10 protein-coding genes are annotated in these 12,749 nt (G+C 60.9%); 7 read left to right on the top strand and 3 right to left on the bottom strand.

Going from position 1 to position 12,749, the window contains the following annotated elements:
- Genes WIF35_RS04995 through WIF35_RS04985 form a run of 3 tightly spaced genes read left to right on the top strand, consistent with a single transcriptional unit; the run spans position 1 to position 4,121 of the window.
- A complete protein-coding gene (locus WIF35_RS04995) occupies positions 1–1,326 on the top strand; it encodes a DNA recombination protein RmuC (protein WP_412480466.1) in 1,326 nt (441 codons plus the stop codon).
- Positions 1,310–1,738: a DUF3293 domain-containing protein gene (locus WIF35_RS04990; RefSeq protein ID WP_412480465.1), complete on the top strand. Its 429-nt coding sequence runs from the start codon at positions 1,310–1,312 to the stop codon at positions 1,736–1,738. The genes WIF35_RS04995 and WIF35_RS04990 overlap by 17 nt, the downstream gene beginning before the upstream one ends.
- A complete protein-coding gene (locus WIF35_RS04985; RefSeq protein ID WP_412480464.1) occupies positions 1,731–4,121 on the top strand; it encodes a protein kinase domain-containing protein in 2,391 nt (796 codons plus the stop codon). The genes WIF35_RS04990 and WIF35_RS04985 overlap by 8 nt, the downstream gene beginning before the upstream one ends.
- 49 nt (positions 4,122–4,170) lie before the next feature.
- Here the strand turns inward: WIF35_RS04985 and WIF35_RS04980 are convergent, their stop codons facing one another.
- A complete protein-coding gene (locus WIF35_RS04980) occupies positions 4,171–4,998 on the bottom strand; it encodes an outer membrane protein assembly factor BamD (protein ID WP_412480463.1) in 828 nt (275 codons plus the stop codon).
- On the opposite strand from WIF35_RS04980, the gene rluD reads away from it, so the two are divergent.
- The 3 genes from rluD to WIF35_RS04965 all read left to right on the top strand — a co-directional run bounded on the left by rluD (position 4,997) and on the right by WIF35_RS04965 (position 9,513).
- On the top strand, positions 4,997–5,953 hold the full coding sequence (gene rluD / locus WIF35_RS04975; protein ID WP_412480462.1) for a 23S rRNA pseudouridine(1911/1915/1917) synthase RluD: 957 nt from the start codon (positions 4,997–4,999) through the stop codon (positions 5,951–5,953). The genes WIF35_RS04980 and rluD overlap by 2 nt on opposite strands.
- The gene (gene pgeF, locus WIF35_RS04970) at positions 5,946–6,671 is read left to right on the top strand and encodes a peptidoglycan editing factor PgeF (RefSeq protein WP_412480461.1); all 726 of its coding nucleotides are present in this window, start codon (positions 5,946–5,948) and stop codon (positions 6,669–6,671) included. The genes rluD and pgeF overlap by 8 nt, the downstream gene beginning before the upstream one ends.
- A gap of 172 nt (positions 6,672–6,843) precedes the next feature.
- Positions 6,844–9,513 carry an EAL domain-containing protein gene (locus WIF35_RS04965; protein ID WP_412480460.1) on the top strand — a complete coding sequence of 890 codons (2,670 nt, stop codon included), beginning with the start codon at positions 6,844–6,846 and terminating at the stop codon, positions 9,511–9,513.
- A 27-nt stretch (positions 9,514–9,540) separates the two neighbouring features.
- On the opposite strand, the gene WIF35_RS04960 is transcribed toward WIF35_RS04965, so the two are convergent.
- Entirely contained in the window at positions 9,541–11,103 is a 1,563-nt protein-coding gene (locus WIF35_RS04960) for an acetyl-CoA hydrolase/transferase family protein (protein WP_412480459.1), read from the bottom strand.
- Between the two features lie 319 nt (positions 11,104–11,422).
- A complete protein-coding gene (locus WIF35_RS04955) occupies positions 11,423–11,635 on the bottom strand; it encodes a hypothetical protein (RefSeq protein ID WP_412480458.1) in 213 nt (70 codons plus the stop codon).
- Positions 11,636–11,799: 164 nt separating this feature from the next.
- Between WIF35_RS04955 and gcvA the strand changes: the two genes are divergently transcribed.
- Complete coding sequence (gene gcvA / locus WIF35_RS04950) at positions 11,800–12,723, top strand: transcriptional regulator GcvA (protein ID WP_412480457.1); 924 nt, start codon at positions 11,800–11,802, stop codon at positions 12,721–12,723.
- Positions 12,724–12,749: the final 26 nt, after the last annotated feature.

Below are 12,749 nucleotides of genomic sequence, written 5' to 3'. Positions count from 1 at the left end.
ATGAGCGAGTTGATGGGGCTGGCCGTGGTGGCCGGCATGGTAGTGATCATCCTGCTACAGGTGGCCTTGCTGTTGCGCAGCAATCATCGGCAAGACGACGAAGCGCGCCTGCGTAATCTGCAGGAAGCCCTGGAAAAGGGGATTGCACGCCTGGAACGTGAGTTGCGCGAGGAACTGGCGCGTGGACGGCGCGAAGATGCCGAGGAATCGTTCCGCGACCGCGAGGAGCGGGCGCAGTCGGCCAATATGTTGAGCCAGGCCTTGACGACCCAGGTTGGCCAGTTCGGTACCTTGCAGGCCGAACGCCTGGAAGCTTTTGCCCGTGAGTTGAACCGTTTCTCGCTCGGGCTCGACGAGCGTTTCGAGCGACTGAAGCAAGCGGTCGAAGGGAGATTGGCGGCGATCCAGACGGACAATGCCAACAAGCTCGAGGAAATGCGCCGTACGGTGGACGAGAAACTGCATGCGACGCTGGAGCAGCGTCTTGGCGAATCCTTCAAGCTGGTCAGCGAGCGCCTGGAACAGGTGCATCGCGGCCTCGGCGAAATGCAGTCGCTGGCGGCGGGGGTGGGTGACCTCAAGCGCGTGCTGACCAACGTCAAGACGCGTGGCACCTGGGGCGAAGTGCAGTTGTCGGCCTTGCTCGAGCAATTGCTGACCATCGATCAGTTCGCCGCCAACGTGGCGACCAAGCCGGGCAGTGGCGAGCGGGTCGATTTCGCCATTCGCCTGCCGGGCAAAGACGACGGCGCTGTCGTCTGGCTGCCGATCGATGCCAAGTTCCCGATCGAGGATTACCAGCGTCTGCTTGATGCGCAGGAGCCGGCCGCCATCGAGGAAGCGGCCAAGGCCATCGAAGTGCGCTTGAAGAATGAAGCGAAGAGCATCCGCGAGAAATACGTGGCGCCTCCGCATACCACCGATTTTGCCGTACTCTACCTGCCGATCGAGGGGCTGTATGCCGAGGCCTTGCGGCGCCCTGGGCTGGCCGAGGCTTTGCAGCGGGATTTCCGGGTGAGTCTGGCCGGGCCAACGACCCTGGCGGCGATGCTGAACAGCCTGCAGATGGGCTTCCGTACACTGGCCATCGAGCAACGCTCGGCCGAGGTGTGGGCGGTGCTGGGGGCGGTGAAGACCGAATTCGGTAAGTTCGGCGAGGCCTTGGCGCATACCAAGAAGAAACTCGACGAGGCGAGCAATAGCATCAGTAAGGCCGAAACGCGTACGCGCCAGCTGTCGCGCAAACTGAAGGAAGTCGAGGCCCTGCCGGCCGGCGATGCCGAGAAACTGATCGGGACGGTGGAATTCGATGGCGAAGACGAGTGAACTGGAGGCGCTGTACCGCGCCACGACCTACCGGGTTTTCCTGCCGGACACGATGTGCGAACTGCGCATCGACCAGCCGAGCGAGGCGTTGCGCCGCTGGCTGGAGGGCGAGTCGATCGAGAGTTTTGCCATCGTGACGGCTTTCAATCCCGGTTCGCAACGATTGTCGGCCACCGAAAATGCCGAGCGCCAGGCGCAATTGGAATGTGATCTGCTCGAAGGCAACTACGAACCTTATGCAGCCGAGAACGTGGCCGATGGCGGTGACTGGCCGGTCGAAGAGAGTTGCTTCGTGCCCGAACTTTTGCCCGAAGACGCCAGTACCCTGGGCGAAGACTATGGGCAGAACGCGGTGGTCGTTGGCGGCGCCGACGGTATCCCGCGGCTACTTTGGATAGCAGAACATGAGTAAGAAAATCGGTCGCTTCGAAGTCAGGGACGAACTCGGGCGCGGCGCGCAGAGTGTCGTCTATCTCGGCTTCGATCCGCAGTTGCAACGCGAGATCGCGATCAAGACGCTGCATTTTTCACAGCCCGACCCGGCACAGAATCAGCAATTGCTGACCGAGGCGCGCACTGTCAGCAAGCTGCGCCACGCCAACATCGTTCCGATCTACGAGGCGGGCGAGGAGCGCGGCGACATCTATCTGGTGTTTGAATACGTGCCTGGAGAAAGCCTGGCGAGCTTTCTGGCGCAAAGCGGAGCGCTGTCGGCGGTCAAGGCCATCGGTATTCTGCGCCCAATTCTGGATGCCATCGAGCACGCGCATCGCATGGGTATCGTCCATCGCGACCTGAAGCCGTCGAACATCCTGCTCGACGAGAACGGCATGCCGCGCGTCATGGATTTCGGTATTGCTTCGCGCGTCGACGATCCGGGCGAACGCAGCAACCGGATGACCGGTACGCCGACCTATATGGCGCCGGAATACATCCTGAGCCGGGAGTTTTCACCACGTAGCGATGTGTTTGCGGCCGGGATCATTCTGTTCGAGATGCTGAGCGGACAACGGGCGTTCCGTGGCGAAAAGCTGGCGACCGTGTTCAGCCGGATTACCGATCACGATTTGCGCTTGCCTGACGATGCTGCGGTGGACGAGGCTTTAAGTGCAATTTTGTACAAAGCTCTGGCGCGCGATCCGGCGGTACGTTACCAGTCGGCCGCGCAGTTCGCCGAGGCGCTGGATGATTATCTCGAACCCGAGGTCGAGGTCGGTGAAGCGGTGGGCGGCCAACGGCAGGCGACGCTTGAGTTTCTACTGCGTCGGATGCGGCACAAGAGCGATTTTCCTGCACTGTCGGAGTCGGTCAGCGCCATCAACAAGATCGCCAACAGCGAGACGGAAAGCATCAACAAGCTGTCGAATTCCATCCTCAAGGATTTTGCGCTGACCAACAAGATATTGCGTCTGGTCAATTCGGCCTATTTTCGGCCGGCCGGCGGCGGCAGTATCAGTACCGTCTCGCGCGCAGTCATCGTGCTCGGCTTCGAGGCAGTGCGCAATATTGCCATCACCGTGCTCTTGTTCGAGCATTTGCAGAACAAGGTGAACATCAACCAACTGAAGGAAGATTTCGTTCGCGCCAACCTGGCCGGTATCCTGGCCAAGGACATCAGCGCTACGGCGCAAATGCGCGATCTGGAGCAGACTTTCATCTGTGCGCTATTCCACAGCCTGGGACGCTTGCTGGCTCAGTACTATTTCCCGGAAGAGTCCGATGAAGTCCGCCGCGTCATGGAGCAGCGCAATTGTAGCGAGGAGCTGGCATCCCGCCAGGTGCTCGGCATTTCCTACGACGAGATGGGCATCGCCATTGCCCGCCAGTGGGGGTTCCCGTCCGTCATCGTCGGCTCGATGCGCAAGCTGGATGCCGGCAAGGTGCGCAAACCGGAAACTACCGAGGATCGCCTGCAGGTACTGTCGGCGATGGCCAACGAGTTGTGCGACGTTATCGCACAGCTGACGCCGGAAGCGCGGGATCGCGAAATGAAGAAGGTGATGGTCCGCTTCGCCGCAGCCGTTTCCCTCGAGGAAAGGGAACTTGTCCAGACAGTCAAGCGCTCGACCGAGGAAGTGGCCGAGTTTGCTCGCATCATCCATCTGAATTTGCAGCAGACGCATTTCGGCCGTTTGATGCGGCAGTTCTCGACGGGAGGCGCTGCGTCAACTACCAGTGAGCCGGGAACAGGCGACTTTGTCGAGGGCGCTCGCCTGGGCGAGGGTGACCCACTGCTCGGGGCGCCGGGTGGCGACGAAAATGGTGACGGAGTCGAGGCAGTCGATGCGCAGGCTGTGCTGGCGGCCGGAATTCAAGACATCAGCAACACGCTCGTAGACGACTTCAAGCTGAACGACATCCTGCGCATCATCCTTGAGACGATGTACCGGGCGATGGGCTTCAAGCGCGTCCTGCTGTGCATCCGCGATGCCAAATCCGGGATGATGCTGGGGCGCTTCGGCTTTGGACCGGATGCCAACGAGGTGGCGAAATCCTTCCGTTTTCCGCTGACCTTTACGCCGGACATCTTTCATGCGGCGACTTCCAAGGGGGTCGATATCCTGATCACCGATATCGACGATCCGAAGATTGCCGCACGGATTCCCGAGTGGTACCGCAAGGCTGTTCCGGCGCATTCGTTTGTACTCTTCCCGTTGAACATCAAGGGGAGTCCGGTGGCCTTGATCTATGCTGATCGCGACGAACCTGGCGGCATCGCTATTCCGGAAAAAGAGTTGTCCTTGTTGCGCACATTGCGCAACCAAGCCGTTCTGGCGATAAAACAGGGCGGCTGATACGAAAATGCCCGCGTTGTGCGGGCATTTGCTTGTTTGACTCAGGGAATTACCAGAGTTTCCACCAGGCTTTTTTGCCGCCGAGGCCCTCGCGGTAGAAGCTGGTATTGGGGAAGTTGGTCTTCAGCACTCGTTCGGCATCGTCACGTAGCTCGGTGATGCCGAGTTTGTCGTAGCTGATGACCATGATGTACATGGCCTCTTCGACGGCAGGTGCCTGCGGGTAGGTCTTGACCACCGATTGTGCGCGGTTGGCGGCGGCGATGTAGGCTCCGCGCTTGTAGTAGTAGCGTGCCACGTGGACATCGAGCGAGGCCAGGGCATTGACCAGGTAGCTCATGCGCTTGACGGCGTCGGGCGTGTACTTGCTGTTCGGAAAGCGGGTGACCAGTTCCTTGAACGAGTCGAAGGCTTCGCGGGCGGCCTTCGGGTCGCGCTCGGTTGGGTCCTGGGTGCTGATGAAACCGAGGATGCCCAGATCTTCGTTGAAGTTGATCAGGCCCTTCAGGTAATACATGTAGTCGACCGACGGGTGGCCGGGATGCAGCTTGATGAAGCGGTCGCAAGCGGCGAGAGCGGAACCGGCCTCATTGGCCTTCCAATACACATAGCCCAATTCCAGTTGCGCCTGTTGGGCGTAGCGGCCGTAGGGGTAGCGGGCTTCGAGTTTCTCAAGATATTTGGCGGCCTTGTCCCAACTGCCGTCAGCCTGCGCATCCTTGGCTTCAGAATAGAGACGACCTGCCGACCAACCGATGGTTTCATCCTGGGTCGTTTGCCACGAACTGCAACCGGCAAGCCAGAAGCATACCGAAAGCGCCGTCAGTAAACGGATAAAGGCCGAGAACGGCTGGAATACGGCTAAACTTCGCATCATGAATGATGACCCTATGGAAAACTCCGGCGATTATAGCCTAAGCGAACCGCTGTGCCTGACGGTTCCGGACGCCAGCGCCGGGCGTCGCCTTGACCAGGTGCTGGCCGAGCTTTTGCCACAGCATTCGCGCAACCGTTTGCAGAACTGGGTGAAGGAAGGTTGCGTTGCTGTCGATGGCGAAATGGTGAGCGAACCCAAGCGCAAGCTGTTCGGCGGCGAGACGCTGACCGTCACCGTGCCGGACGATGCGCGCGACCGTCCGGAAGCCCCGGAAGACATCCCGCTCGATATCGTCTTCGAGGACGACACACTGCTTGTCATCAACAAGCCGGCCGGGCTGGTCGTGCATCCGGGTAGCGGCAACTGGAGCGGTACGTTGATGAATGCGCTGCTGCATCATGTGCCCGGCATTGCCGAAGTGCCGCGTGCCGGCATCGTGCATCGCCTGGATAAGGAAACGAGCGGCCTGCTCGTCGTCGCCAAGACGCTGGAGGCACAAACCGACCTGATCCGCCAGTTGCAGGCGCGCACGGTCAAGCGGCAATACCTGGCGCTGGCTTCCGGCGTCATTCGACGCGACAACGGTGTCGATGCACCGATCGGCCGCCATCCGGTACATCGGACCAAAATGGCCGTGGTGCCGGAAAGCCGTGGTGGCAAGGCGGCACTGACCTGGTATCGCGTGCTGGAAATCTTCAATCACTGCACCTTGGTCGAATGTGCGCTGGAAACCGGGCGGACGCACCAGATTCGCGTGCACATGGCCTCGATCGGCCACCCGCTGGTTGGCGATCCGGTTTATGGCAAGCCCGATCCGCGTTTGCCGCCATTTCATCGTCAGGCGCTGCACGCGACCCGGCTTGGCCTCATACATCCGAAAACAGGCCGCCACGTCCAGTGGGAGGTGCCGATGCCTGCGGACATGCGCGAACTGATCGAGCAGCTGTATGCCTGAAGTCTTCGTTCCGGATTGGCCGGCGCCGGCCAATGTCGGCTCCCTGCAGACCCTGCGCGGCGGGGGTTGCAGTCCGGCGCCGTGGGAGAGTTTCAACCTTGGCGATCACGTCGGCGACGATCCGGTGCGGGTGGCGGCCAATCGTGCCAGCCTGCGTACGCTGTTGCCGGCCGATCCGGTCTGGCTGCAGCAGGTCCATGGTACTGCTGCGGTGGACATCGCTAAAACGGCAAAAACCGTGGAGGCCGATGCGGCCTTCTGTCGTGAGCCGGGGCCGGTTTGCGCGGTGATGACGGCCGATTGTCTGCCGGTCCTGTTCTGCGATCGGGCCGGCACGGTGGTCGCTGCTGCTCACGCTGGCTGGCGCGGTTTGTTGGCCGGCGTGCTTGAAGCCTGTATCGATACGCTGCAGGTGGATTCACGCGAGATTCTCGTCTGGCTGGGACCGGCGATCGGGCCGCAAAGCTTCGAGGTCGGTTCGGAGGTCAAAGACGCCTTTGTCTCCCGTGATGGTGCGGCCAGCGCGGCGTTTCACCAATACGGTGAGGGCAAGTGGCTGGCAGACCTGTACACGCTCGCGCGGCAAAGGTTGAACTCAGCCGGGGTGATGGCGATCTATGGTGGTGAGCTTTGTACGTTTTCCGATAGCCAACGCTTCTTTTCCTATCGGCGTGACGGTGTGACAGGGCGCATGGCCAGCCTGATCTGGTTGCGCTGAAACCTATTTCCTGAAGGTCTTCCCGCTGTGGTGGAATTCACGGCAGGGTACATGTTTCGAATATACCATTGGTATCTATTTCCGGTTTGCTACAATATTAAAACCTGTATCACAATTTGCTGGTTTGCCACTCGCGACATCGGTTGCGGGGTAGGCGGAGGATGGGGATGACATGAGTCCCGGAGGCGACCAACGTTCGTCACGCATTGCGGTGATAGCCGTTGGGCTCTTTCTGCTCTTCGATTTCGCCGCGCTGGCGCTGAATTTCTGGTTGTCTTGGCATATCGAGCAGCAAGCGGTCGGCATCAATCTGGCCGGCCGGCAACGGATGCTGTCGCAGCGGATGGTGAAGTCGCTACTCAGCATCGAGCGCTCGGCGCGGGCTGGGGCGCCGATCGAAGGCAGCCTGGAGGAATTGCGGCTAAGCTTTTCAACCTTCGACGATACCTTGCGGGCGTTCACATCCGGCCATCGGACAAGAGGCGGTGGCGGGGATGAGATCGACTTGCCGCCGGCAAAAGGCGATGCCGCGGTTCAACTGGTGCAGCAGGCAAATAGTGCTTGGGCTCCCATGCGCTCCCGTCTGATTGCTGTGCTCGATGCGAAATACGAGGACTTTCCGGAGGTCCTCCCGCTGGCTGTCGAGACGGCCAATGAGAGCAACCAAACCTTGCTCAGGCTGATGAACGAGTTGACCAGCGAGCTTGAGCGGCAAACCCAGCAGCAGGCTGCCCGGATTCGTTTGTTCCAGGGTGCTGCGTTTGCCCTGGCCCTGCTTAATTTCTTCTGGGCGCTATGGCTTTATCGACGCCGCATTCTGCTGGGCGATCGCAGTTTGACCCTGCTCGATGACATCATCGATAGAGTGGCCGCCGCAGTCTTGGTCGTCGACCAGAATGGCCGTATTTTGAAGGCCAACGACAACGCCGAGAGGCTCTTCGACTACGCCAGGGATGGGCTGCAGGGAGTAGCGGAAAGTCAGCTTCTTTTTCCCGACGGCCATGGACTCCAGGCTAGAAACAGCAAGGGACAGAGCTTTCTGGTCGAAATCGAAGGCAAGGAAGTGATCGTCGACGGCCAGAAACTGCGCATCGTTTCCGTCTTCGACATCACCGAGCGTAAGCGTGCCGAGGAGTACCTGCGCATCGCCGCGACGGCTTTCGAGGCACAGGAGGGCATGATGGTGACCAATGCCGATTCGGTCATCCTGCGCGTCAATCGGGCCTTTACCCATATCACCGGCTATGCGCCGGAGGAGGTCGTCGGGCAGAACCCGAGGATTCTTGCCTCGGGTCGCCATGGGCACGAATTTTATTCGGCGATGTGGGAGGCCATACAGCGCGATGGTTCGTGGCAGGGAGAAATCTGGAATCGGCGCAAGGATGGTCAGGCGTATCCGGAATGGCTGACGATCACGACGGTGCGCGGAGACGAGGGTGAGGTTTCCCATTACGTCGGAACTTTTGTCGATATTGCCATGCGCAAGACGGCGGAGGATGAGATCAAGCATCTCGCTTTCTACGACCAACTGACGCAGTTGGCCAATCGTCGCCTGATGATGGACCGCTTGCCGCTGGTGATGGCCAGTACCGGCAGACATGGGCGTTATGCCGCCCTGATGCTGATCGATCTGGATAATTTCAAGGCCCTGAACGATCGACTCGGGCATGCCGTCGGTGACCAGTTGCTGGTTGAAGCCGCGGCACGCTTGAAGGCCTGCGTGCGTAGCGAGGATACGGTGGCTCGTCTGGGCGGCGATGAATTCGTCGTCATACTCGACGATGTCGGCGACGCGGCACTGGCCCCCGTTCATGCCGAGCATGCCGGGCAGAAGGTCTTGCTGGCCTTGAGCCGGCCTTACCAACTCGACCTGTCGAACACCGGCGGTGAGGCGCATCACCGAACGCACTATTGCACGTCCAGCATTGGCATCGTTCTGTTCAGCGGCCAGAGTTTGACTGCCGACGAGTTGCTCAAACGGGCCGATACGGCGATGTACCAAGCCAAGGCGAAGGGAAGGAATACCCTGCGCTTTTTCGATCCGGAAATGCAGGCCGCCTTCGAGGCGCGTGCTGCGCTGGAGGACGATTTGCGACGAGCGGTCGTCGAAGAGCAGTTTGTCCTGCACTTCCAGCCGCAAGTCGATGCGAATGGTCGCGTCGTCGGCGCCGAGGCACTGGTTCGTTGGCTACATCCGGAGCGCGGATTGATTTCTCCCGCCGTATTCATCCCGCTGGCCGAGGAGTCGGGCCTGATCCTGCCACTCGGTCACTGGGTCTTGCGTACCGCTTGCGAGCAATTGGCGGCGTGGAGTTTCGATCCGGCAATGGCGCACCTGACCCTGGCGGTGAACGTCAGTGCGCGTCAATTCAGTTCGCCCAATCTGGTCGAGGAGGTGCTGGCCATGATTGAGGTGACGGGTGCGCCGCCGCAGAACCTGAAACTGGAACTGACCGAGAGCATGCTGCTGAACAACACCGAGGAAATCATCGCCAAGATGCATGAATTGAAATCCCGCGGTGTCGGTTTCTCGCTCGACGATTTCGGGACCGGCTATTCCTCCTTGTCCTATCTGAAGCGCTTGCCTTTGGATCAGTTGAAGATCGACCAGAGCTTCGTGCGCGATGTACTGCTCGACAGCAACGATGCCGCGATTGCACGGACAGTCGTCGCTTTGGGCAAGAGCCTCGGGCTGAGCGTTATCGCCGAAGGGGTGGAGACCGAGGAGCAGCGGGCCTTCCTGGCGGATTCAGGGTGCCACGTCTACCAGGGGTATTTCTTCAGTCGGCCCTTGCCGGTCAAGGAGTTTTCCCACTTATTGGGTAGTGCACCGCAGCAATGAAAAAAGGCCGCTGTTGCGGCCTTCGTTTCACTTCGCCCAGGCGTCCGCCTGCACCGTGGCGTCGTCGCGCCAGGCTGCCTGAGCGGCACGGTTGGCCATCCAGGTTGGCAGGAAGTTGTAGGCCTCGTCGAGCAGATGTGGCGTGTGCTTGCCCGGCGAGTAGCGCAGGGCGCGTTCGTAATACTCGCGCAGCGCCGGCCGGAAGTTCGGATGAGCACATTTCTCGATGACCACCTTGGCGCGTTGCTTCGGCGCCAGGCCACGCAGGTCGGCCAGACCTTGCTCGGTGACGATGACCTGGACATCGTGCTCGGTGTGGTCGACGTGCGAGACCATCGGTACGATGCAGGAGATGCTGCCGCCCTTGGCGCTGGAAGGCGTCATGAAGATCGAGATGAAGGCGTTGCGGGCAAAATCGCCGGAGCCGCCGATGCCGTTCATGATCGAGGTGCCCATGATGTGCGTCGAATTGACGTTGCCGTAGATGTCGGCTTCGATCAGGCCGTTCATGGCGATGACGCCGAGGCGGCGGATCACTTCCGGATGGTTCGAGATTTCCTGCGGGCGCAGGATGATCGAATCCTTGAAGCGCGGCAGGTCGGCGTTCAGTTCGGTCAGTGCGCTCGGTGACAGCGAGAACGACGTCGCCGAGGCGCAGGTCAGCTTGCCCGACTTGATCAGCTCCAGCATGCCGTCTTGCAGCACCTCGGTGTAGGCCGTCAGGTTCTCGAAGGGACCATCCTGCAGGCCGGCCATCACGGCATTGGCCACGTTGCCGACGCCGGATTGCAGCGGTAGCAGGTTGGCTGGCAGGCGACCCATCTTCACTTCATGCTGCAGGAAGTCGAGGATATGACCGGCGATCAGCTTGGAGTTGGCATCTGGCGGCGTGAAGGGCGAGTTGCGGTCGGCCTTGTTGGTTTCGACGACGGCGATGACCTTGTTCGGGTCGATCTTGAAATACGGCTCGCCGATACGGTCGTCCGTCTTGCAGATCGGGATCGGCTTGCGGTGCGGCGGCAGGGCGGTGCCGTAGTAGATGTCGTGCATGCCTTCGAGGTGCGGGTTCTGCCAGCTATTGACCTCGAGGATGATCTTGTCGGCCTGGTCCAGCCAGGTCTTGTTGTTGCCGACTGAAGACGACGGGATCAGGCGGCCGTCTTCCAGAATGCCGGCCACTTCGACCACGGCGACGTCCAGTTTGCCGAGAAAACCGCCCCAGACATACTGGGCGACATGCGACAGGTGCACGTCGATGTATTCCATTTCGCCGGCGTTGATGCGCTTGCGGCAGGTCGGGTCGGACTGGTAGGGCAGGCGCATCTCGATGCCGTCGACCATGGCCAGCGCACCGTCGAGTTCAGGCGCGGTGGACGCGCCAGTCCACACGCCGATCTTGAATTTCTTGCCGTGCAGGTTGGCGTCCATGATGCGCTTGGCCAGTGCGCTGGGGACTTCCTTCGGGTAGCCGGCGCCGGTAAAACCGCTCATGCCGACATTGACGCCGGACGGAATGAGGTGGGCGGCCTCGTCGGCCGACATGATCTTGCTGCGCAACTGCGCGTTGAGGATGCGGGAAGCACCATCCATGGTCGGGAAACTCCTCGGTTCAGGTTGTGTTGGGCTTCCCGAAAAATGCCGTTTTAGGGTCGTGCACCGCAGGAGTTGGGGGCAGGGTGGAAGCGGGAGCGTCCGGGGTCGGGGGAACGAGCGGAAAGCGTTCTGGGTCCACCCTGCGTGACCTTTTCCTCAGAAAAAGAGCCCGCACGAGGCGGGCTCAAAACACAACTCAACACAATTTGCATCTAGAGGAAGCAGGCCGCACTGTAACCAAACGGTCACGTGCCGACGAACGATAAATTATTGTTTAACGGTTAAGAAAAACTTAATCGTTCGTCTCGGATAAGTTTTATTTTGCGGTGCTATCGTTTGCCGAGTTCGGGGCGGAAGCGGCTTCTGCCGGCTTGTCGGCGGCCGGGGCAGCCGAGGCATCGCTCGGGGCGGGCGTCAGCGACGGGGCAACGGCCGGTGCCGGCAGGGCGGCAGCAGCGGCTTCATCCTTCTTGCCGCAGGCGGCGAGGGCGATGGCGATCAGGGGCAGAACGATCCAGGTTTTCTTCATTTGGCTGTATTTCCTTTCGGGGTCTTGTCGCCGCGACACATGGCTCGGCCGCGGTTTTTTCAAGTTAATCCGCGACTTGTAGTCCGACAAACGACTCTTTATGATGCGATGGTTTAGAAAAACTTAACCATTCCGTGACTTATCGTTTACCGCCGCTCGCCAGCATGCGAGCTTTCGAAGCCGCCGCCCGCCATCTCAGCTTCAAGAAAGCTGCCGAGGAACTGCATGTGACGCCGGCTGCCGTCAGCCAGCAGATCAAGCTGCTCGAGGGCTATCTTGGCGTCAGTCTGTTTCACCGGCTGACCCGTGCCCTGGAGATCACGCCGCAAGGCAAGGCCATGCTGCCGAAGATACGCGAAGGTTTCGAGTGCTTCGCGGCGGCCATCGAGCAAGTGCGGCAAACCGGCGAAGGCGTGCTCAACGTTGCCGCCCCGCCGTCATTTGCCGCGCGCTGGCTGGTGCCGCGGCTGGCGCGCTTTTCAGCGGCCTGTCCCGGCATTGACCTGCGTCTCTCGAGCAGCGCCGGTGCCGTCGATCGCCGGGGCGAGGCGCGTTCACTCGACGATGCCATGCCCGACCTGCGGGCCTCGGACAGCCAGGTGGCGATCCGCTTCGGGACCGGCAACTATCCCGGCTTCCAGGTCGATCGCATCATGACCCCGGCCTGGGGGCCGGTATGCAGCCCGCGTCTGCCGACGGAGGCGAAACCGCTGGCCACGCCGGCGGATCTGCGGCAGCACGTGCTGATCCACGACGAAACGGTCAACGACGAGGAGCGCCAGCCCGGTTGGCGCGAGTGGTTGGCCAGCGTCAAGGTCAGCGGTGTCGACGCCGAGCGCGGGCCGCGTTTTTCCAATTCGCTGCTGGCCATCGAAGCGGCGCTGGATGGGCAAGGCGTGGCGCTGTCGCTGCGCCCGCTGGTTGAAGCAGACATCGCGGCCGGGCGCCTGATCGTACCTTTCGAGCAGTCGGTGCCTTCGCCTTATGCCTACTATCTGGTGGTGCGCAAGACCATCGCGGCGCGCCCCTCGGTGGCCGCTTTCCGCGACTGGTTGTTGCGGGAAGCCGGGGCCTTGAGCGGCAGCTGAGCTTTAGCTGAGAGGAGGGCGTATAA

It is taken from the genome of Azonexus sp. IMCC34839 (assembly GCF_047047955.1).
Classification (GTDB): domain Bacteria; phylum Pseudomonadota; class Gammaproteobacteria; order Burkholderiales; family Rhodocyclaceae; genus Azonexus.
This window is presented reverse-complemented; position numbering and strand designations above follow the sequence as displayed.

Coding starts and splice junctions, on each gene's coding strand:
- WIF35_RS04995 (WP_412480466.1), top strand. CDS start 1: ATGAGCGAGTTGATGGGGCTGGCCGTGGTGGCCGGCATGGTAGTGATC.
- WIF35_RS04990 (WP_412480465.1), top strand. CDS start 1,310: ATGGCGAAGACGAGTGAACTGGAGGCGCTGTACCGCGCCACGACCTAC.
- WIF35_RS04985 (WP_412480464.1), top strand. CDS start 1,731: ATGAGTAAGAAAATCGGTCGCTTCGAAGTCAGGGACGAACTCGGGCGC.
- rluD (WP_412480462.1), top strand. CDS start 4,997: ATGAATGATGACCCTATGGAAAACTCCGGCGATTATAGCCTAAGCGAA.
- WIF35_RS04980 (WP_412480463.1), bottom strand. CDS start 4,998: ATGATGCGAAGTTTAGCCGTATTCCAGCCGTTCTCGGCCTTTATCCGT.
- pgeF (WP_412480461.1), top strand. CDS start 5,946: ATGCCTGAAGTCTTCGTTCCGGATTGGCCGGCGCCGGCCAATGTCGGC.
- WIF35_RS04965 (WP_412480460.1), top strand. CDS start 6,844: ATGAGTCCCGGAGGCGACCAACGTTCGTCACGCATTGCGGTGATAGCC.
- WIF35_RS04960 (WP_412480459.1), bottom strand. CDS start 11,103: ATGGATGGTGCTTCCCGCATCCTCAACGCGCAGTTGCGCAGCAAGATC.
- WIF35_RS04955 (WP_412480458.1), bottom strand. CDS start 11,635: ATGAAGAAAACCTGGATCGTTCTGCCCCTGATCGCCATCGCCCTCGCC.
- gcvA (WP_412480457.1), top strand. CDS start 11,800: ATGCGAGCTTTCGAAGCCGCCGCCCGCCATCTCAGCTTCAAGAAAGCT.